We start from the raw sequence: 20,618 nt of genomic DNA, 5'->3' as shown, positions 1-20,618 counted from the left end.
TGAATCCCCTCCATTATGCCTTCACCTGTCGGAGCAGTGCCAGGCAATTTTCATTGATCATACCGCCCGCCTCGGGATCGACCTGGCAGGCGTGGGTGACTTCGTATCCTCCCTCGGGGTAGGCATCCACGGTAGGGACATACCCGATGGAGCCATTGGTATAGCCCACGAAGAAAGTGTGATCGAAAGGCGATTGATTTTTCACAAGCGTGCCATTTTCGGTAAAAATCTCCGCCGGTGCAGCCACAAAAGCGAGATCGCCTATTCGCCATGCCTGTAATTCCGTCTCAACGGGATCAAGTGGAATGCCCGTCTCGTGGCTACTAATCGCTTCTCGCACCCGACTTTGCCTCAGCTCTGTCCAATATCGCTGCCCATCTGAGAGATTTCTCAATTCCAACTCCTGAGCGAATTCCCCATCGAGCTGTTTCGCGCTTTTTAAGTCGCCGTACATGTAGCGGGGCAGGTTTACGGTTTTTGAAGCGAGATTCAAACCTTGAGCCTCACCAACGCTGATGGTTTCCCAAACGCGCACCACTTCGCAGCCCAGTCGAATGCCCAGACTGTCCGATGGCTTGTGAAGATCTTCTGGTCGCTGATCCGGTCCGCGGAATCCCAGAGCGGGATTGATATCGCCCGCCGCCCCTTGTAGAAAGAGACAATACGCACCCGTAAGACCTTCTACCACGCGGGCCATCTTTCCGGAAAACCCGGCAGAAATGGCGCGTTGCTGAGAAGTCTGTGCAACCGGATGCGCCGCAAAATTGACCAGACAGGCGATAGGGTTTCCCTCTGTATCTTCAATCCGCGCAATGCCGACCTCGCGGTCAACAGGCCCATCGTAATTGTTGCCGAGAATAATCCGTCCATCAGGGGTCTTCTCCCTCCGATTGATACCGATATCGGAACTGCCCCAGCCGATACCCATTCGCGCTGGCTTCAAATTTTGCTGTGCCTCCTGTACCAGGCCCGATAGTTTGAATCCGAGATGAATTCGATAGGCATCGACCAGTTCGGCACCTTCATCAGAACTCGGACCAGGCGAAGAAGATCGCCTACCTGCGCGATCGATATCAGGCCCGTAATGGGTGTGGCTGCATGCCAGGGTAATCCGATTGGCGGAGATTCCCGATGCAGCCTGAATGAGATCGCGAAACTCGGCGACTGTTTCCGCCTTAAACTGGAGGAGATCCGAGGCGATCAATACGGCTTGCTCCCCCGCGCAGGAAACTGCCATAGCCGTGGCATATAACGGGTCATTTACGCGCGTCGATGATCCCCGCCCCGCAAATCCGACCATGGGTATGCCCACCGCAGGGGTGATGTCGGTGCGGGCAATGCCGATTTCTATTGCATTTGCCATAGTGCCTCTCTTTCAATACGAATGAATCCCGTGTCCGTTGCCGGGGAAGTAGAAGATGTCAATCAGAAAAGAGATGCCGACTCCGGCTGCCCAACCGACCAGGAGCCCGACTGCAAAGGGCTGGCACCGACGGTAGAGCACGGCACCCCCCAGTTTCATGATGACGGCCTTGATGAACCAGGCCAAAAAGATAGTGAACCCGACTCTGCGCATGGGCCAAGAAGTGGCCAGGGGAAATCCAATGGGTGAAAGGGGCCACCAGGGAAAGCGATAGCGCAAAGCCACCAGCGCGGCCGAAACCAGCACCCCGAATGAAAAAAAGGAGATGCGATACCAGTCTGTTGTGAATGGCGACTGCATCTTGACCAGCGTATCGATGAAAGGACGCTGGCTGCCGCCCCCGCCCAACACCCATACGTTGAAGTTGTATGCCCCATGCGTGTAGCCCAGATACAGGGTTACAATGGCGGCAACCAGAACTCCGACCACAATTGAGGCACCAAGCGCGTAGATCAGACGCCTTCGTATCTGGGGAATCTGATCTGCCAGCTTGCCCAGATGGGTCAGCGAAGGCATGAACATACCGGCACCCCTCGTGACGAGGATATAGGTGAATGCCATGGCTGTCATCGAGGATTCCGGCAGGCCACGCGATCCCAGAAAATATACGGTGGAGGACTGACCCGTTACCGGTACGACCACGTAGAGCAACCCGGTTTCCACCAGGATGCGGGATACCCCCAGGTAGCCGATGAGTGTGGAAAGCAAGAGCGCGATGGCCATGGTATAGCTCATACCCGCACAGTACAGAAATCCAATGGCATAAACCAGTCCACTGATCAGGCCGGTAAGAGCCATCCGGTAAGACATCATTTCTTCAGTTCTGCCTTCACCCGGTATCCCCCAGATGGCCTTTGAAAAAACGTCGCGCAGATGGTGGCGAGCAACCCAGATCCCCCAGGCCACGATGAAGCAGAGAGACCCCCAGCTTTGCCAGCCAACTGCGGGGTTGTGGGAAGACCAGGGATCTCCCGAGGTGCCGATGGTGAACCCAAATCGGTTAAATACCGCGCTCTGGATTAGAAAAATCAAGAAGAAGAACCAGACACTGAACAGGGCTTCAAGCCTGGCAAAAAATGCAAAAGCCAGTGCAAAAAAGCTGATGTGGAAGTCAATTGTGGGAAAACCAGCGGCCAGCGTAAACCACCTGGGTAGTAGAGGGAATTCGGGCAGGCCGGGTATGAAGTAACTGGGAATATTCCAACAAACGATTCCGCAGGCGACCGAAAAACCACCCCAGAACAGCTTGCCTTTCATGTATGCTGGCAGCCAGTTCCGGGGATTCGAGCGCAGCGCCATGTCGATGCCTACGCTGATGATGGGATAATCGAGCCGTTCGTTCTCCGTCCATTGCTTGCGCAAAATGACAACCGTGCAGGCCGAGATCAGCGTGATCGACGCTGCAAATGTAAGCCACCAGAAAAGCGGGCTTGCCCAGGTTTCCCAGGGGATGTGCACACCTTTGGGTAGGCCTTCGAAAAAGTAGCGCACGGCGTCGTTTTCATCTCGCGGCGCCATCCAGTCGGCAAGGTGGGGGTGAAAGTAGAGTGCCCAACCATTCTCGGGGGTGGCCAGGTAATACGGCATGGCCAAAATGCCGAGCACATATCCCATAAATCCGTTGGTCGGCACGACGCTGCCCACCAGCCCCATGGCCAGAACGGTGGCGAGTTCGGCAGATGAAAAAGACCAGCGCGGTCCAAACAATCTGTCTGAAACCGATGATAAGACTGTGAGGATGACAAACGGAATGAAATTCACCATGGGGAAGTGGCTCAGATTCCAGGCCGAGGAATGAATTATGAAATCCGACCACGTGACCCACAGGTTGACCAGACAGACCACACCCAACCCAATCAGAAACGAACGCAACGTGATCCCCCGCTCCTCTCCGGGGGAAGGCACTGGATGGCTAACGATGGGATCTTGCAGAGAGGACAAATCTCTCCTCGCAATCCTTTCGGTCTAAAAACTCCCGCTTAGAGACACGCGCAGCGGAGGATCGAAGCCACCCTCAATCGCCGAATAGGCAAAATCGACAGAGACCTGCCTCCCTCCCAAATAGTTCACGCGAACACCAGCACCAAGTGAATAACTCTCGATGTCGTAATTGGTCTTGTATCCAGCTCGAAGCGCGAGCACCCTTGCGACCCAGAGTTCACCGCCAAAATGTAACCGCTCACCGAAATCAGTGGCATAGCTGAAATCGACTGCGGCTGTGAGGTAGGTGGGATCTTCTATCGTTCCGTAAACCTCCATAGCAGCAGCGATATTGAAGACCATTGGCATGGCGAAAGTGACCGCTTCCGGCGTTACGTCTTTGCCGAAATTCTGCAATGTCATCGCCAACCTGCTGGAGCCAAATCCCGTGTAGAACAGCGTGCCGAGTGAGACATCGTAACTGGAAATTTTCTTGTCGTGCAGCGTTTCCTGAATCCAGCGACCGTGAACGCCGAAGGAGAGCCTATCGGTCATTTTCTTCGCGTAAAGAAATCCGATGGCGACATCCCCAGCATTCACCATCTCTCCTGTTCCGAGCGGCTGGAGTATGGTGGTTTCCTTGCTCTTCTCAGGGTAGAAACCGATAAAGGTAACGCCCACCACGCCATACGGCGTATTCGCCGCAACAGCTCCGGAAGTAACCGTGCTGTTTACCAACCATCGGTTGTAAGAGAACACGTACTCAATCCGTTTCATATGAGTCAAGCCGGCAGGATTCTTGAATGCCGCATTGATATCGTTGGATATGGCCGTGTACGCATCCCCCATTCCCACCGATCGCGCCCCCTGGGAAATCTTCAGAAATGCAAATCCTGTAAGCCCAATTCGCGAAGCAGCGGTTGAGGAGTAAATGTCCTCATCCTTGATTTCCACATATCCCTGTCCCTGGGCGGGCGATTGCAGCAAAATCACAATCGCGAATACGCAGATTGATGCGTATATCCTGGTCATCATAGCAAAGCTCCTTGACTATTTGATGATTACAAATGAACCGAACCGCATCTCCCCCTGAGATGAGCCCACAAGAGACTCTACAGAGTAGAAGTAGATGCCTGACTGTACTTCCGGCCTCGCGAAGGATCGCGGCGCCTGATTCCATTCTGCCTCTCCCAGGGGCGAATCGTGATTGATCGTCCAGATCAGGTCTCCAGATGGAGAATAGATCTTGATCTGGGCCTTTCTGGGAATATTTGTAAATCGAATCTTTCTGGATCCCGGATACCTGTGTGTGCCATCATCCCGATAGGGATTGGGCACAACCAGGATTTCATCGCCGAAATTGTCTTTGGTATCAGTTGCGGGGATCTTCGGACTGGTGAAGACCTGCATCCGCTGCTCAGGCGAGGAATGCCCGCTTTCCATGCCACTCTGGACATTCTGCCGCACCTTGTCGGGCAGGTCGGCAAGTGTCTTGGTACCGTCGTTATTAGTCCAGGATGAATGCCCGGAATCGACCGAGCGGACCGAGTACCAGTAGTTGAAGCCGGGAGCGGAAGTCTCATCCTCGAAGGAATAGATGCCGCCACTCAAATGCGCGGCATCTCCCACGGGAATCTCTTTCAGCAACTTGTAAGGCCCCGCTTCCTTGGTCTCTGTACGATAGACCCGGTAGGCTCTTACATCGGCCTGTCCATAGTCTGGATCCAACGCGCGATCGGCATCATCTGGCCATGTGAGGAGAACCTGCCCACGTTCGCTATTTCCCACTGAAAATCGCACATCCGGAGGCGGGTCGGGCAGATCGTAGCCGCTATCGTAGGCGAATTGAGCACGGCGCACATGATCCACGAGGGCCTCCCGGCCCAGAGAAACCTCGTCTTGATTGCCCGTTTGCGCCCATTCGATGATGCCCGTACCCTTGGCGTCGGCAGCTGTTCCCCCGGCAAAAACCGCCACGATTTTCACTTTTTCACCAGGACCAATATCGTATGGTCCATACGTTTGGCTGTGGGCGTAATCACCGATGTCGGTGGGATTGGATTGGAATCCCTGGTCTTCGACGAGTTTATTCCACAGTTGCTCATCACCATCATTACTGGGATCCGGGTATGTGTAGTTATTTCTGCTGAAGATTTCCCACCACTTTACCGACACCGGCTGATCCGCGACTTTTGGCGCAACGTAGTTTTCCGAATCGTTTGTAAAGGGTGGGGTATAATCCAGAGGGGCAAACCCAAAGTACTGGAAGTCTGTCAGTTCTCCATCGACTCGCGCCGTGCCTTTGAACAGTGAATGGTGACGCGCCGAAACGTAGGGTCCACCAACGTCATTCCACAAAGTAGAAGGCGCGTCCCCGTCGTAGTGGTAGCTGAGCTTCAGGTCAGCGTATTCGGCCGGACCATCGTAGTTGTCGGCACCAGTGTATCTGTAGAAATCGTCCCTCAATTCGGGGAAATCGACCCACCACGCACCCGGGCTTGAAATAAAGCACCCCGCCTGAGAGATGGTCATGATGTTTACGAACGCAAAATAGACGTCGTTGAGTTGCACGGGCATACCGGGATCCGGCTGGCCGTCTCCGTTGGCGTCTCCATTGTTGTGGAAAGTATATTCGTAAATGATGAAGTCGTCAAAGTCGGGATAGCTCCAGGAAAAGGCTTTTTGCGACACACTGATACCCGTTTTGGAGGACCATGCCGTGATGAGAATTTCCTCACCATGAGAATCGTCCCCGATATACCGCCCATAGTCGTGGTTGTGGATTTCCACAGGCTCACCCACAATTGGAGGTGCTCCGGGCCAGTAGTTGGACATCGGGCTGAACCCGGTAAAGTGGGAGGCGGTCATAAATCCCAGATCTTTTTCCGGGCTGTTGACAATGTCATAGACCTTTTCCCGAATATCCTCGGTTTCCTGACTCGGGCCAACTGCCGAGGTGCCGTGATCTCTTGTTAGAATCATTACACCCTCGCCCCGAGAGGTGTCGTATCGGCGGGTAAACCGCGGATACCAGTGATAGTTGACAAAGCTCCAGTATTGCTCAAACTCGGTGGGTTCCAGCGGAATGATGGAACCCGGATATTGCATACCGGCTATATCCCTCATCACCTGTCGGTGAACCCGACCTGTGAGTCCGTTTCTGTACGTATGCCAGACCTTCCCCCGCGTCATGTGTCGGAATTTCCTCTGGAAGGGACTCGACTGCGCCCACAATTCCGAAGTTAGCAAGAGGGTCGCCAGCAATGGAAAAAGCAGAAACAAGATGCTTCTTCTTTTTATAGTAATCATGTTGTCTTATCCTCTTAGAAACTGAGTCTCAATCCCAAATGCACCTGCCTTGGGGAGCCCAGAAAGGCCCTGTCGTTCGGATCTCCGAAATCCCTGTAGAGCTGGTCTGTTGGTATGGGTCTTCTCAAACCCCATTGAATATAATCGAAGTTGTTTGCCCGCCGATCTTTCTGGTTGAACAGATTGTATGTTTCGACGAACAACGTGGCGTCGAAGCGGTCCCTCAGGCCGTAGAACGTCTTTTGGGCATTCAAATCGACCCAGGTGCGAAGTGGCTCATTTCGTTCCTCCACGCCACCTTCTGGAAGCGAGTATTCAAACCGGCTGCCGGTCTGCATGCGATAAATCATGTTGGCCTGAATATTCCCGAACAAACCCGCTTCGCCAACCATTGGACCCCAATCGCTCGGCGTTCGATAGAGAAACGCTACGCTCCCAAATGCCGTTCTGTCCCTGCCTCGTATGCCGCCAATATTCAACTCGGAAAGAATGGGAGTGATAGCCCAGATGCCGGGTTCCTTTTCAATAGCTGCCAGAAAATGTTCATTCGGTCCTGCCGCCCCCTTGCTGGGACCACCACCTGCCTGGATGTCGCGAAGGAGTTGATTCGCCTTGGATCCGATTTCTCGGAGCTCATCCTGGGTCAGTGGAATCGGAACCTCCTGCCCGTTTCGAATCTCATAGCCAAGCCAGTAATTTCCAGCGGCGACCCACGTTGAATCCGGGAAGAACCGGTCTCCTGCTCCCCCTGCACGCCCTCCCGATAGCCACTGCGCGTTAAAGGAAGTCTGAAACGCGAAGTTATTGCTGAATCGCTTCTGGAAACCCAGTTCAATTCCCTTAATATCCTCATATCTAATACTCAGGTTGACACGGATCTGCTCAGTCCTCCCCGTGCCGGGGTCCTGCCAGATCGTCGTCTCGCCGCCCGTTGTACCAGTAGATAACTGATTATCTACCGTTTTGTAGTAGGCGGTTAGCGATAAAGTATAGTCCGAAACCACGTTCCAGTCGGTTCCCACCTCAAAACTGGTGGTTTTCTCGGGCGGTGTCGCCATGTTTCCAACGCCGATCTGGTTTTCCTTTCCGAGATCATTGAACCTCTCCTCGGGATCGATCTGTCCGTTGCCGTTGATGTCGATGTCGGGAAAGCTCCCCACCCAGACCTGCCGATTCATCGTCCAGAGATTCGGAAATTTGTAAAATCTCCCATAGAAAAACCGGATGGTGCTTGCAGCGGTGATGGGATGTGAAACACCCAATCGAGGGCTGAACGCGATTTTGGCATCGGCGTCTGCCCGTGGTGCGTTCCGAAAATGTCGGAGTTTGTTGTACATAGGTGATGTTTCAAAAGATGGAACTGCGGAGCCTTTTTCTCCATTGTGGAATCCATCCAGGCGAACGCCTGCATTGACGATCATGCCGCTGAATTCCATCTTATCTTGCAAATAGAGTCCCCACTGAAAAGGGTTGATTCCCCGCTGAAAGTTTCCATCTGAAGCCCCATCTTTTGAGTAAAAGGCAACGACGCGGCGGGATTCATTTTCTCCAATCTCCCCAAATGCCCAGGCGTCGGAATAGGTGAAGTCAACCCCGGTCTTGACCAGATGTCCCCTCGTGATCTGGCTGGAAATATCGAACTTGACGTTGTAACGCGCGCGCGCTGAAATTTCGTAGGCACGCACGTCGCGCGACAGGTTGAAGTACCCGGCCGCATCCCTGCGCAGGGGCTGGGTCGCTGCGGGAATATCGCTGGTATCCTGTTTGGAAAAAGAGCGCGATATTTTGGCTTCATAAAATGTCTTTGGACTCAGGGTATGGGTCAAAGAGACGTAGATCAAACTCTCACTATCCGTGAACCGTCCCGCAGAACTTCCTTCCGGTAGAAAGATGTTTCTCCCACCGTCTCCCAGACCTCGGATAGCACCGGCCGTAGCGCTTCTGCCCAAACTGGTGCCGTTGTTCCACCCTTTGCTCCAATGGTAGAATCCGCCGAGCTTGACCTTTACATTGTCTGACATATTGTAATTTAGCTTGACTGTATTGCGGGTATTTTCAGGAGTGTGCGAGGAAGAGGAAGGAAACGAACGGGAGGACCGATCAAAGCGCGTGCTGACGAATAGCCCGGCGTCAGGCGTAAGTGGTCCAGATAGATTCGCCTCTATGAAATGGCCTGCTGCACCGGTATAATCGATCCGCTGGTGAATAGTTTGTCCCGTTTCGGGATCTGTCTCATTTTCCCAGGCGGCATCTCCCCACTTCAAGTTATCTCTAAACTGAGGGGCGTCGTAAACGTCGTTGCCCCAGTGTTTTTTGCCCGAAGGATCAAACTTGTACTCCAATCGTCCCGAATAGTTTTCCCCTGCCTCCCGAGTGACCAGATTGATGATACCGGCCTGGGCATTGCCATATTCTGCCTCCCATCCTCCGGTCAATATGGTGAGTTCCTGGACAGCCGATGTGTTTTGAAACTGGAAACGGTCAAATGCACCCACGCCATCGGTGGTCACAATGGGGATTCCATCTATGTAATAGGTCACATCCGCGGCACCAGTTCCGCGAATCATGTCGTTTCCCTCCGGCAAAACGCCGGGCTGTAAAGCGAGGAGTTCAGAGACGCTTCTGATGATGGGGAGTGACTCGATATCCTCTGATCCCATGATGTATTTGCTGGTGGTTTTATCCGGTTCCACGGGTGGACGCTCGGCAATCACAATCAGTTCTGTGGCCTGTAGAGCTATTTCCTCCAGTGCAAAATCGACCGTCGTAGTCAGGTCAACGGCGACTTTTACATCGGTTTGAGAGATCGTTCCATAGCCCACCAGAGATGCAGTCAGTGTGTGCAATCCGGGTGGTACAGTAAGAATAAAATAGATTCCTTCGGCGTCTGTGGTAGCCCCCAAACGCATCCCTTTAACAACCACATTGGCTCCGGGAAGCGGTTGTCCCTGCGCATCTCTGACAGTACCGGAAATCTTTCCCGTAGTGGCGGCGAATGTCAAATCAGCGCCAAACAGAACCAGACTCAACGCCATGCACCACAGGAGAATTCGTTTTGATTCTCGCATATTGTGTTCCCCCTAAAAGTAGGTCTTCACGCGAATGCCCAGGTCCAGCGCATGAAAGGGAAAAACCTGCTTCAATCCCCACGCCTCCATGGGGCGTAACTGACCTATGATAATGTGGTATCGACCACGCAAATCAAGGGCGAATCGATCGGATGTATAGAAAGCAACGCCCAGACCGAAATTGATACCGACAGTTGTTCGGACATCCCCGTCGGATTCCAGAACAATGCTGGTGTTCAACGAGTTACCCGTTTGTCCTGGAAAGATCAGCCCTGTTTCAGTAGTACGATAGTGATACATACCGCTCCCGAATGTGAAATAAGGCCGAGCCTTTTGGTCGTTGAGTTGCTTGCTAAAAAAGAAGACGCCGTTGACCAGGAAGCTGTGAAAACGCATCCTGGATTGCGCGTTGGGGCTTTTGTAAGACTGAAGATCTGTGGTACCGGTCGGTGCCCACATAAACTCGGCATCCTCCAGACTCCCACCGTCAAACCGGGCGTGGTGATATTCGTACTCCACCTCTATCCGCGCATGGCGATGATACACAATATTGACCCCGAATTGCGGGGCCTGTGTAAACCAGGTTCGGAGTCCCAGTACAGGCAGGTTCACGCTAATATTCCCCGCGATGCCCACTCGGGGAGTAAATTCCTGGGCGAATGAGATTCCTCCCAGGATCAGCACGAGAACTCCGCCAAACAAAATACTTCGAAATCGAATCATAAACGCCTCCTCTCGACTGTGGTGTAATTAGGATAAATCAGCATCCATCGCGACTATTGTAGCTGTGTTAAACGCGATATCACCTCCTTCGTCTATGTTTACTTAAAAGGTGTCTGCTTTCTAACGCGGTAGCCTGTAGCAAAAACTGGTAGAGGGTATCGTATTCGCCGGGACCGATGACACAGTAGAAGGCCCCAGTTCCCCTGACCTCTATTTCCCGCTGAATAGAATGTTTATAGGCGCCCAGGATGATGATTATATCTGGCACTGTGGATTTGATATTTCTGATTAGATCCACTGCCTGCATATCCTGGAGACGATCGTCTATCACGGCAATTTCCACAGGAGTACTCATAATCATATCCAGACATGCCTGCCCGGAACGCACTTGAGTCTGTTCCACAGGTTCGCCAGACAGAAGATTTTTCACGTCCCAGGCCAGCTGGGGATCTTCGGAGACAATCAAGATGCGTCTGTCCAACGTATATCCCTCGCGATAATCGGGACAGAAATTGAGGCAGTGGATTTGTCAGGGATTGAGTGTAATTTTAAGGTAGCTGAATCAATTCATCAAAAAATCATTTTATCTTATTTAACCTATAAGCAAAAAAAGTGCCAGACAACGAAAAAAATGAAAATCAGATTGTCTGGCACAATTAGACTATTATTTTATATATATTTATGTGAATGAAATTGAATGGAGAATTCCTGCAGGGCCCGGGAATTCCAGTTTGGCGAGAAGCATCTGGTACGTTCCCTCAGGATACAGTTGTTTCGAAAGGAAGCACTGAAGGATTAAAACCCGGATTCATGATGAAGGGTTGCGCTTTCCAACATTTTATAAACCTTTTTCCGAGAGATACCGAGAAGTCGAGCAGCCTGGGTTTTGTTTCCATCGGCTTTTTGGAGTGCTTCCTGGAGTAAAGCCTGCTCTACATCGTAGAGTTTACCCCGTGTGTCTGTGTGTCCATCCGTCTGCCAGTGTATTCCCAGTTGGTCTGGCAGGTGGTGTTTTTGAATTGTGCCGAAGTTCGCCGCAGTAAGAGCACCCTGAATGACAAAGCGCAGTTCCAGTAGATTGCCCGGCCAGGGATAGGCCATCAGAGATGCCAGTGCATCGTCGTGAATTCGAGGAGCCGGATGTTGTTGCCGAGTGGCGAATAATTTGACAAAATAATCTGCGAATTCTGGAATTTTCTCTTTTTGTTCCCGCAAAGTCGGAATGTGAATGACAAACCCACTCAATCGGGTATAGAATCCGACAGACAGGCTTTTCTCTTTCATGGCCCGATGCAGATCTTGCGACGTATAGGCAATGACGCAAAGATTTTTTGGAAGATCCCTGGAAAACCCGGTCGGACGCATCCTGTCTCCTTCGAACAAGCTAAGCAGCAGCATCTGAATCCGGTACGGTATGGCCGTAACTTCGTTGAGATAGAGCGTGCCGCTTTCGGCCTGGTGTATATATCCTTCAAAATGTCCTTGTGTATCTTCAAAAATAGAATTTCCGAACAGCTCTTTTTCAAAAAGTTCGGGTGGAATCGTATCGCAGTTGACGATGACGAAAGGCCCTTTTGCATAGAAGCTCTGACGGTGGATTTCCCGTCCAACCATCAGGGATCCGGTCCCTTCTTCTCCCTGGATCAACACGCCTGTCGGACTTTTTGCTGCACTTTGAATTTTCCGTCTCAAGGAGGTTGACATCACTTTGGACGGCAGATAAAATTCGTCCGGGTCCAAGGACATGCTAATTTGTCCTGTGGATCGCACAAGAGATTGGATATCCTCTTCGAGTTTCACCCCCAGCCGGGTAATCCACTTCCCTTTGGAAAACAAATATGCATTTTCAATGACGTTTTCAAGCTGACGCACATTGCCAGGCCAGGAATAGTTGGTGAGGTTTTGCATTATATCTGGGTGAACGCCCAGGATGTTGCGTTTAAGGCGTCGATTGAGCTTCTGGATGAAAGTGGCGACCAGGTCCGGAATATCTTCTAAATGTTCCCGTAGGGGTGGGATATAGATGGTGACTGCCCCGAGCCGGTAATAGAGATCTTCCCGGAAGCTCCTGTTCCAGAGCACCTGCTCCAGGTCGCGGTTGGTGGCTGCAATGACCTGGACGTCCAGGGGAATTTCTTCCGTGCTTCCGAGGGGTCGAATGCGCTTCTCTTGAAGAACGCGCAGAAGTTTGACCTGGGTCTCGAGCGGGATTTCGGTAATCTCATCCAGAAAGATGGTCCCTGTATTAGCAGATCTGAAAAGGCCCGCGGTTTCGTTTACGGCGCCGGTAAAAGAACCTTTTTTGTGTCCGAACAGTTCGCTTTCAAAGAGTTCTTTGGGAATAGCGCCGCAATTCACGGGCACAAATGGATTCGGGGCGCGACCACTTTTGTGGTGGATGTACTGAGCGACCAGGTCTTTTCCGGTGCCGCTCTCTCCCGCAATTAGCACGCTTCCCGCCCCTTTAGCAGCCGTTTGCATCTGGCGATAGACTTCCTGAATTTGCGGGCTTTTACCTATTACAAAGTTGTATTCGATTTCAGGATTAATCGCATTCATTAGTACCTTTCCTTATTTATTCTTATAGATATACTAATTTATTATGAATGCGATGATGGTGCAAGTTATAATCCGAGACATTTCCCAAACTTCACCCTGTCGAATCCGATCCTTCTAAAGGTGTCCGGCTGTCAGGCGATTCGCGTTCTATGACATCCCAACGACCCCGGAGCCAGCGCGCGCTCAACCGACACACCGCTCGGCTTCCCACCGCTGGGGTTCCAGCCCGACGGCGCGCGCTTCCTCGCAGATCATCGACCAGGTCGTATCATCTACCTCGATCCCCTTCATCTTCCGCTGCATCGCGCTGCGGAACTCCGGCTCTCCGGGCAGCAGGATTTCCTCAAATCCAGGGGCCACGCGGCTCGACTTCACGTGCTGGATCAATGCTTCTACCTCGTCGTAGTAGGCCTCCCGGTCAGTAAAGTGCGCAATGTCGTACACCGTCAAAAACACGCCGTTGCTGATCATCTGGCGCTCGCCGGCAGCGCATCCCTGCCCGCTGAGAGTGCCTCCCAAAAGCTCCACCACCAGGCTCAACGCAAAGCCTTTGTGGGCAACCACGCCGCCCATAGGGAGAATTGCGCCCGGCGGATCGGCCGAAAAATCTCCCGGATCCACGGTCGGATTCCCCTCCGAATCGATCAGCCAACCCTCGGGGACCTGGTGCCCGCTGTTGATCGCCACCCGCACCTTCCCTTCTGCCACCACCGAAGTCGTCATGTCCACCAGAATCGGCTCTGCCTCTCGTCGGGGGGCAGCAAATGCGATCGGATTGGTGCTCAGGCGTCCGTCGATTCCCCCAAAAGGGGCGATCTGATAACCCAGGTGCCCGGCATTCACAAAGATCAGACCAATCAATCCTTCCCGGGCGACCATGAGCGGATACGCACCAGCCCGGCCTATATGGCTGGTATTCCGCAGCGCGACGCAACCGACGCCGTGTATCCGGGCCTTCTCACTGGCCAGCTTTGCTGCAAAGGTCGCGCCCACCTGTCCCATCGCCCCCTTCGCATCCACAACAGCCAGGCAGGGATACTCCTCAACGACCTCCGGAACCGCCCGGGGCTGGAACCGCCCTTCCCGGACCGCCCGGGCATACTCGTAGAACCGGATGGCGCCGTGAGAGTCGTGACCGAAGAGATTCGACTCGACAAGGTGGTCCACGACGGTCCTCGTGTCCTCGGGCGTACACCCGGCAGCTTCGAAAAGCTCGTAACCAATCCGGCGCAAAGCCTTCGCTTGAAATTTAGGCACGGCAAGCCCTTTCATCTGTCGGTATAGTGCTTCAGTCGTATTCGCCAGTTTCTTCGATATCCTCGCCCCAATTAAGCCCGTTTCGGAACAGAGATCAAGGGACTGGTCGTTTACTGCGGAACAATATCCAATACATAATAGCTGCAGAGGCGATGTAGGCAACTGTGCCTGCCCAGACATTGACCTCTTTTATGGTAAAGATGGCATTGGTAGATAGCGCGGAGCCTTCGTAATTGACGAGGACCGCTGCAAACATGTTATTCGCGGCATGAATGCCAATAGCGAGTTCTGCACCATTGTCCTTGAGCGTGACGAGGGCGAGAAATGCACCGACGACAAAGTAGGAAATCAACATGGGTGCTACGCCATACGCCGCGATCTCGGGATTCATCAAATGGAACAGGGCAAAAGGCAAGGCATTGAGAATAACGAGGACAATGGGATGCCGCGTGAAGTGACCGAGAATTTGCAGGAAGTAACTGCGCGTGAGCAATTCTTCGGTAGTGGTCTGGAAAGGCGTGAGGAGCAGGACGAGAATGGCGAATTTGTAAAAGCGTTCGGGATCCAGGGTATAAGAGTAGTTATCGGGAAAGAGCAGAGCGTCAATACCTGCGAAAACAATACCCAGACCCATCTGCAAACCGAAGCCCTGAAATATGCGCCCCCATCGGATGCGGTCACGTGGCGTAATAAGCGTGCGTAAAGAGCGTTTGTGTGCGTTGCGAATGCCAATCCACATGCCGATCAGCACCGTGATAAAGAGCAAGTTGAGGGCAATAAAATCCAGAAAAGGATTTGTGCCATCCATGGGAGAACCTTCGGGTTCAGAGCCATAAACACCGAACAGAACCACGCCACTGCCAAAAGTCCAGGTGGCAATAATGATTAGCAGCGTCAAAATATATCTGGTCCAGCGCACTTCACCCAGGTTGGCGAGATCGAGAAACGCCTTGCCCATTTTATCGGTTTGTTCTGTTATTTCGTTCATATCACCAATCCGCAACACTGCCATCGTTTTCGTAAAAATATTCCCCACCGAGTTCTTCTTCGTAAACCCCGATATTTTGTTCGGCTTCTTTGGGGATAAGGTCAAAGCCCAGACCGGGCCTGGTGGGCAAATCAATATGTCCATCTCTGACAACCCAGGGGTCTTGCAGGAGATCCTCACCCAAACCCGCATCGACTTGCTCTTGAATGAGGAAATTGGGCACCGCAGCATCAACCTGCATACAGGCAGAGAACGCAACTGGCCCAATAGCACAGTGCGGCATAATATGTATGTAATACACTTCAGCCATGTTCGCAATGCGTTTGAGTTCGGAAATACCGCCTGCATGCGATCCGTCGGGCTGGATATAGGCAACGGCATTTTTTTCAAAAACAGTGCGAAACTCCCAGCGCGAAAGCAGGCGTTCACCCGTAGCAATGGGAAAAGGCACATGGTCGGAAACGTGTTTGAGCGCATCGACATTTTCCTGCGGCACGGGTTCCTCGACAAACATGGGCCGCATGCCTTTGATCTCGTGGCAAATTTCCACGGCAAGCGCAGGCGTCATCTTGCCGTGAAAATCAAAACAGAGTTCGCAGTCATCGCCAACCCACTCGCGCATAGTATAGGCACATTTGACAAAGCGGTCGATCACCTCAGGAGGTTCATGGGCACGCCACTTGCCGCCTGGTCCCGATTTAAAAGCTTTGTACCCCCCTTTTTCTTGTAGCATTTCGAGACGCTCACGCGCAGCATCCAACCCGCGTTCTGAACTATCGCGAATCCCCCAATGGGCATAAACGCGAATGCGATCGCGCACCGGTCCGCCGAGAAGCTGATAGGTCGGCACATTGAAGTATTTACCTGCAATATCCCAAAGCGCCTGATCAATACCCGAAAGAGCCGTCATAAGTACATTGCCTCCGCGATAAAAAGCAGAGCGATAAATATGTTGCCAGTGGTGCTCAATGCGCAGGGGATCTTTCCCAATAAGATAATCAGCGAGTTCTTCTACGGCAGCCCACGTGCTCCTGGGTTTGCCTTCAAGGGTAGTCTCTCCCCAACCGACAATACCGGTATCGGTCGTAATTTTGATCAGGCGCATTCTCCGGCGGGGAAAGAATTGTTCGATTTTAGCGATTTTCATAACATTTCTCCGGGACTGAAGAACCGAAAAGAAAAAAGGTCTGCTTCAATTAGCTCAAATTGCAAGCGAATAGGTTGGTTCGGGGCGACATTGATAGCATTGACATTTTCCCAGCGAACAGTGCGCGCGATTTCATCGCCGAAAATATGGGGACAATCGTCGAGCGCGAATTTTGGAAGGGGATCGCCCGCTTCATCGAGCAATGCGATGCGAATCGATCCGGCAACACTCGTAGAATAATTGATTTCCAACTGGGTACCGGTAAAAGTAAACGGTCTGGTCGTAAGAATACCCGTTCTGGCATCAGCGCGAACAGAAACAAACCCATCTTCGCGCAGAGTAAAACGCCGAATGTGTGCATTGGGCGTGCGATAATTTTGCACAGAATAAAGCGAGAGTTCGCCGGGCGCTGTAGAAACGACACGCGGTCCGATAAAAATAGAGCGCTCGTGCCAGTTGTTTTGATCCAGACCGGGACGCATAAACGCATCGGCATACGGCTGGGTAAAATTCAGTCCATCTCTGCTGGCGAGAAAGAGGACATCGGAAAGACCTTCGTGATCCCACTCGAGCAGGGATTTGCGCGTTTGAATAAAGCGTTTGGGAAAGGCAAAATAATAGGGCGCACATGCGTAGGGATGAACGGCATTTGTATAAAGTTGATAATCAAAGCGCGTTTTGCCGTCAATGCGGATATATTGCCATGCATCCCAATGTATAAAATCCCGCGACGTCGTCATTCGAATGGCGCGCATACGCGGCTCATTGCCATCGGGAAACCAGCCACGCGCGTACAGGACATAACACCCCTGACGCGCATCCCAAAAAGCACTAACCGGACTGTCAAAATTGGGATCGTCTTCAGAGGCAACGATGAGCGGCCCGTCTCCTGCGTTTTGCCAGTGAATGCCATCGGGAGAGACGAGACCGTAGATACGAGCGGGTTTGCCACCGCTCCAGCGTCCCGCTGCTTTGTACCGCTCGGATTCTGGCACGCCGGGGCGCTCATCCACAAAAACCGCGATATTTTTGGTATTGGGATTGTCAACGCAGATATTGTTATCGGTTGAACCATTAAAATTGAACAACCCGAGATTGGGCCGCTGCCAACAAATGCCGTCTTCGCTCTCGGCATAAGCAGTGAACGTATGGTTAAAACTACCTGTGTCTTGCTGTTCATCTTGAGATCGGTACCACATCCTGTATTTATCGCCATCTTTGATAACAACGGGACACCAACTCGTCTCACCTTCCCAGGGGCGATTGAGAGAGAGACACGTTTCGCGTGGGATGGGCGCGTGCTGGTGAATATGCACATTTTCAAGGCTGTCGATGAAATGGTTATCGACAAAAAGTTGGCGGTGGTTGGATGCAATAAGTGGCTCTGGCAAATTCATCGCTGTGCTCCTCCATTCTCTACATTCGCGTTGGAATGGTCCATAATAGCCGTTTCATTTTATCAAAGCAAGGAGAACCCATGACCGCTTATCTCGGATTAAGTTATTATTGATTGACAAATGTTTTATATTCTAAAAAACACAACCACCAATTCAAGGAGACAGAATGGACAGGGAAATCGTAGAAAAAAAGGTAGAAGCACTGGAAAAAAGAGTGCGCTGGCAAATGCGGGCGATTATTGGATTGATCATTGTATTCCTTTTCAACACATCGCCCGCTTTTACGTCAAAGTGGTTTCACCGGCTACTCCCACCAAAATTGACCTCCGTAAATGTGGAAAGTTATAGCAATATTGCGTCGCATAGGGAAGAAATTCTGACGCAACGAATACAGGCACCAGGGCTTGGTCCAGGTAGAGATAAGACAGAATTTATCAATAATATTCTATCGCACCAGAATGAGACACCGAGATTGGGCAAACAAGTACAAGCGGGAGAACTACAGGTTGTGTCCGATACATTGAGGGTAAGCACACTGCAGGTAAACACACTACAGATTGTAAATGCATCTGGGAATGTCGTCGCCGTAACCGGATCGGATACTGCTGGAGACGGTGTTTTGGTCGTAGGAAACGCGGCTGGTACAGCAGTTGCAGCTATATCCGTTGACCAAGCTGGCAATGGAGATGTTAGTATCATAGAAAATAATGCCTCTGTTGCGGGGATGGGTGCAGATCAAGCTGGCAATGGCTTTATAGCCTCATCAAATACCTCTGGTTCGAGCTTTGTCGCTCTTCGTTCCGATCAAGCTGGAAATGCGGGAGTAATCGTGAGCACTGCATCCGAATCGAGCGTGGGTGCGGTAATTTTGGGCATAGATGAAACGGGGAGTGGACGGGTGAGTAGCATCAATGCTTCGGGTTCGTTCGCGCTTCTCGGAACCGATGGTGCGGGAAATGCGGGATTGGTCATAGATAGTGGCTCCGAATCGAACGCAGGTGCGGTGATTCTAAGTGTAGATAATGCTGGCAATGGCTCGGCCAGTGCTGTCAGTGCCTCGGGTTCAATAGTTGGTTTGGGAGTTGACGCGGCTGGCGATGCAGCCGTATTGGTGACAAACAAAGAGGGCGTTTTGACTTCTATATTGGGTGTCGATGAAAGTGGGCACGGTGTAATGGGCGTTCTCAACGCCTCTGGACGGCCCATTGCGGCTATGGCAGCCGATGGAGCGGGCAACGGTGTATTGGGAATTGAAGACGGCAGATTCCGCGCTCATGTAGATACTTTGGGCAACGGAGTCGCAGAGACCCGGGGACAAAACGAGATCCTTCGGTGGTCCTCTGAAATGGCACCGGCTGGAGGAGGCGGTGGCACGCCAAGCGGTTTAATCGGTGATCTGGATCAGGATGGCGACGTAGATTTTAACGACTTTTTGATATTTACCTCAAATTTTGGCAAGACAAGTGGGTAGCAAGCGGAGAGAGGTACTGCGAACCCACTTGACGCACAAGTAGATTCGCGTATCTTGGTCGCTGATTCTAAATTTCCAACAAGTGGATCATAGACCTTGAACACACAAACCGAAAACATCGGCCAGGGCACGCTCTCTGATCGAGACGTGTTCACAGAAGGTCCCAAATACAATAAACCGCCCAGGAAGACGCGGATCAAATGGTACCGCTGTCGTGTCTCCCGCGAGACATTGCGCGAACTCAACAAGCGAAGTGATTTCCTCGGCTTTGCTCAGACACTCGGTTTCCTGGGCGTGCTAACTGTTGCTGCGGGAGCGGCCATTTACTCATCGCGCCACTGGCCCTGGTATATCACTGCACTACTGGTCTTCATCAACGGGCACTTCTGGCATTTTCTGGTCAACGGCTTTCACGAACTGGTACACGACTCGGTCTTCAAGACCCGATGGCTCAATCGCTTCTTCCTCCGCATTTTGTCCTTCCTCGGCTGGCACAACCACCATCTATTCTGGGCCAGCCATACCGAGCACCACAAATACACCTTGCATCCCCCAGACGACCAGGAAGTCGTACTCCCTCAAAAAATCGACCTCAAAGGCCTGTGGAAGCGAGCCATTGTAAACCACAAATACCCCTACACATTGCTCAAAGAGAGGTTTCGGAACTTTACCGGCTATATCAACAGGAAAAATTCCTGGATTGGAATGCTCTTTCCCGAAAGTGATCCAGAGCGGTGTCGCGCCTACACCAGGTGGGAGCGCACCTTGCTCATCGGCCACCTCTCGATCGCGGGTATATCTCTGGCGTATGGGTACTGGATTGTTCCGCTGGTCATCACATTTCCGAAAATGTTCGGATCGTGGTTGCAATCCCTCTGCAACTCCGCACAGCACGTTGGGCTGCAAGACGAAGTACCGGATTTTCGCCTCTGCTGCCGCACGATTTACCTCAATCCCCTGCTCCAATTTCTCTACTGGCATATGAACTACCACACCGAACACCACATGTACGCTGCGGTTCCATGCTACAAACTCGGTCGGCTACACAGGCTGATCAAACACGAGATGCCCTACTGCACCCGCGGCTTGCGCGAAACGTGGAAACAAATTGCTGAGATTTTGGACAGACAGGCGCATGACCCCAATTACCAGTACATTGCCGAACTGCCCACAGGCGATAATCGGCGCAATATAGAACAACATACAGCGGACACTCGCGATTAAAATGCGTGTTTTATATGCAAAACAAAGTAGATAATAATGTACAGTTTATATGAGCAAAACTTATTGCTTGACTCGCATGTGGATTCGTGTATATTAAGCCCTTCGTAGGTTCGACCTGATCTCATTTTGTCT

14 protein-coding genes are annotated in these 20,618 nt (G+C 52.0%); 2 read left to right on the top strand and 12 right to left on the bottom strand.

Annotated elements, in window-relative coordinates; translation table 11 throughout:
• Positions 1–13: 13 nt before the first annotated feature.
• The 12 genes from OXG87_19105 to OXG87_19050 all read right to left on the bottom strand — a co-directional run bounded on the left by OXG87_19105 (position 14) and on the right by OXG87_19050 (position 17,791).
• On the bottom strand, positions 14–1,363 hold the full coding sequence (locus OXG87_19105; protein ID MCY3871662.1) for a hypothetical protein: 1,350 nt from the start codon (positions 1,361–1,363) through the stop codon (positions 14–16).
• 12 nt (positions 1,364–1,375) lie between these two features.
• On the bottom strand, positions 1,376–3,364 hold the full coding sequence (locus OXG87_19100; GenBank protein ID MCY3871661.1) for a hypothetical protein: 1,989 nt from the start codon (positions 3,362–3,364) through the stop codon (positions 1,376–1,378).
• Between the two features lie 24 nt (positions 3,365–3,388).
• Complete coding sequence (locus OXG87_19095; protein ID MCY3871660.1) at positions 3,389–4,378, bottom strand: PorV/PorQ family protein; 990 nt, start codon at positions 4,376–4,378, stop codon at positions 3,389–3,391.
• Between the two features lie 15 nt (positions 4,379–4,393).
• Positions 4,394–6,652, bottom strand: coding sequence for a hypothetical protein (locus OXG87_19090; protein ID MCY3871659.1), 2,259 nt, complete (start codon positions 6,650–6,652; stop codon positions 4,394–4,396).
• 14 nt (positions 6,653–6,666) lie between these two features.
• On the bottom strand, positions 6,667–9,720 hold the full coding sequence (locus tag OXG87_19085; protein MCY3871658.1) for a TonB-dependent receptor: 3,054 nt from the start codon (positions 9,718–9,720) through the stop codon (positions 6,667–6,669).
• 12 nt (positions 9,721–9,732) lie between these two features.
• Positions 9,733–10,443, bottom strand: a complete 711-nt coding sequence (locus OXG87_19080; GenBank protein MCY3871657.1) for a hypothetical protein — start codon at positions 10,441–10,443, stop codon at positions 9,733–9,735.
• 79 nt (positions 10,444–10,522) lie between these two features.
• Positions 10,523–10,924 (bottom strand): response regulator, encoded by a 402-nt coding sequence (locus OXG87_19075; GenBank protein MCY3871656.1) that lies wholly within the window; start codon positions 10,922–10,924, stop codon positions 10,523–10,525.
• Between the two features lie 314 nt (positions 10,925–11,238).
• Positions 11,239–13,002: a sigma 54-interacting transcriptional regulator gene (locus tag OXG87_19070; protein MCY3871655.1), complete on the bottom strand. Its 1,764-nt coding sequence runs from the start codon at positions 13,000–13,002 to the stop codon at positions 11,239–11,241.
• A gap of 183 nt (positions 13,003–13,185) precedes the next feature.
• Positions 13,186–14,274, bottom strand: a complete 1,089-nt coding sequence (locus tag OXG87_19065) for an Ldh family oxidoreductase (protein MCY3871654.1) — start codon at positions 14,272–14,274, stop codon at positions 13,186–13,188.
• A gap of 79 nt (positions 14,275–14,353) precedes the next feature.
• Positions 14,354–15,247: a CPBP family intramembrane metalloprotease gene (locus tag OXG87_19060; protein ID MCY3871653.1), complete on the bottom strand. Its 894-nt coding sequence runs from the start codon at positions 15,245–15,247 to the stop codon at positions 14,354–14,356.
• A gap of 1 nt (position 15,248) precedes the next feature.
• Positions 15,249–16,394 (bottom strand): galactonate dehydratase, encoded by a 1,146-nt coding sequence (dgoD, locus tag OXG87_19055; GenBank protein ID MCY3871652.1) that lies wholly within the window; start codon positions 16,392–16,394, stop codon positions 15,249–15,251.
• Complete coding sequence (locus tag OXG87_19050) at positions 16,391–17,791, bottom strand: hypothetical protein (protein ID MCY3871651.1); 1,401 nt, start codon at positions 17,789–17,791, stop codon at positions 16,391–16,393. The genes dgoD and OXG87_19050 overlap by 4 nt, the downstream gene beginning before the upstream one ends.
• Before the next feature lie 166 nt (positions 17,792–17,957).
• Here OXG87_19050 and OXG87_19045 point away from each other — a divergent pair, with 166 nt between their 5' ends.
• A complete protein-coding gene (locus tag OXG87_19045; GenBank protein ID MCY3871650.1) occupies positions 17,958–19,262 on the top strand; it encodes a hypothetical protein in 1,305 nt (434 codons plus the stop codon).
• 96 nt (positions 19,263–19,358) lie between these two features.
• Positions 19,359–20,486 carry a fatty acid desaturase gene (locus tag OXG87_19040; protein ID MCY3871649.1) on the top strand — a complete coding sequence of 376 codons (1,128 nt, stop codon included), beginning with the start codon at positions 19,359–19,361 and terminating at the stop codon, positions 20,484–20,486.
• The last annotated feature ends 132 nt before the right edge of the window (positions 20,487–20,618 follow it).

The sequence above is a fragment of the Gemmatimonadota bacterium genome (genome assembly GCA_026706845.1).
Taxonomy (GTDB): Bacteria; Latescibacterota; UBA2968; order UBA2968; family UBA2968; genus VXRD01.
This window is presented reverse-complemented; position numbering and strand designations above follow the sequence as displayed.

Bases quoted from the DNA above. Each gene is read 5' to 3' on its own strand.
- OXG87_19050 (MCY3871651.1), bottom strand. From the start codon at position 17,791: ATGAATTTGCCAGAGCCACTTATTGCATCCAACCACCGCCAACTTTTT.
- dgoD (MCY3871652.1), bottom strand. From the start codon at position 16,394: ATGAAAATCGCTAAAATCGAACAATTCTTTCCCCGCCGGAGAATGCGC.
- OXG87_19045 (MCY3871650.1), top strand. From the start codon at position 17,958: ATGGACAGGGAAATCGTAGAAAAAAAGGTAGAAGCACTGGAAAAAAGA.
- OXG87_19070 (MCY3871655.1), bottom strand. From the start codon at position 13,002: ATGAATGCGATTAATCCTGAAATCGAATACAACTTTGTAATAGGTAAA.
- OXG87_19065 (MCY3871654.1), bottom strand. From the start codon at position 14,274: ATGAAAGGGCTTGCCGTGCCTAAATTTCAAGCGAAGGCTTTGCGCCGG.
- OXG87_19095 (MCY3871660.1), bottom strand. From the start codon at position 4,378: ATGATGACCAGGATATACGCATCAATCTGCGTATTCGCGATTGTGATT.
- OXG87_19060 (MCY3871653.1), bottom strand. From the start codon at position 15,247: ATGAACGAAATAACAGAACAAACCGATAAAATGGGCAAGGCGTTTCTC.
- OXG87_19085 (MCY3871658.1), bottom strand. From the start codon at position 9,720: ATGCGAGAATCAAAACGAATTCTCCTGTGGTGCATGGCGTTGAGTCTG.
- OXG87_19105 (MCY3871662.1), bottom strand. From the start codon at position 1,363: ATGGCAAATGCAATAGAAATCGGCATTGCCCGCACCGACATCACCCCT.
- OXG87_19090 (MCY3871659.1), bottom strand. From the start codon at position 6,652: ATGATTACTATAAAAAGAAGAAGCATCTTGTTTCTGCTTTTTCCATTG.
- OXG87_19080 (MCY3871657.1), bottom strand. From the start codon at position 10,443: ATGATTCGATTTCGAAGTATTTTGTTTGGCGGAGTTCTCGTGCTGATC.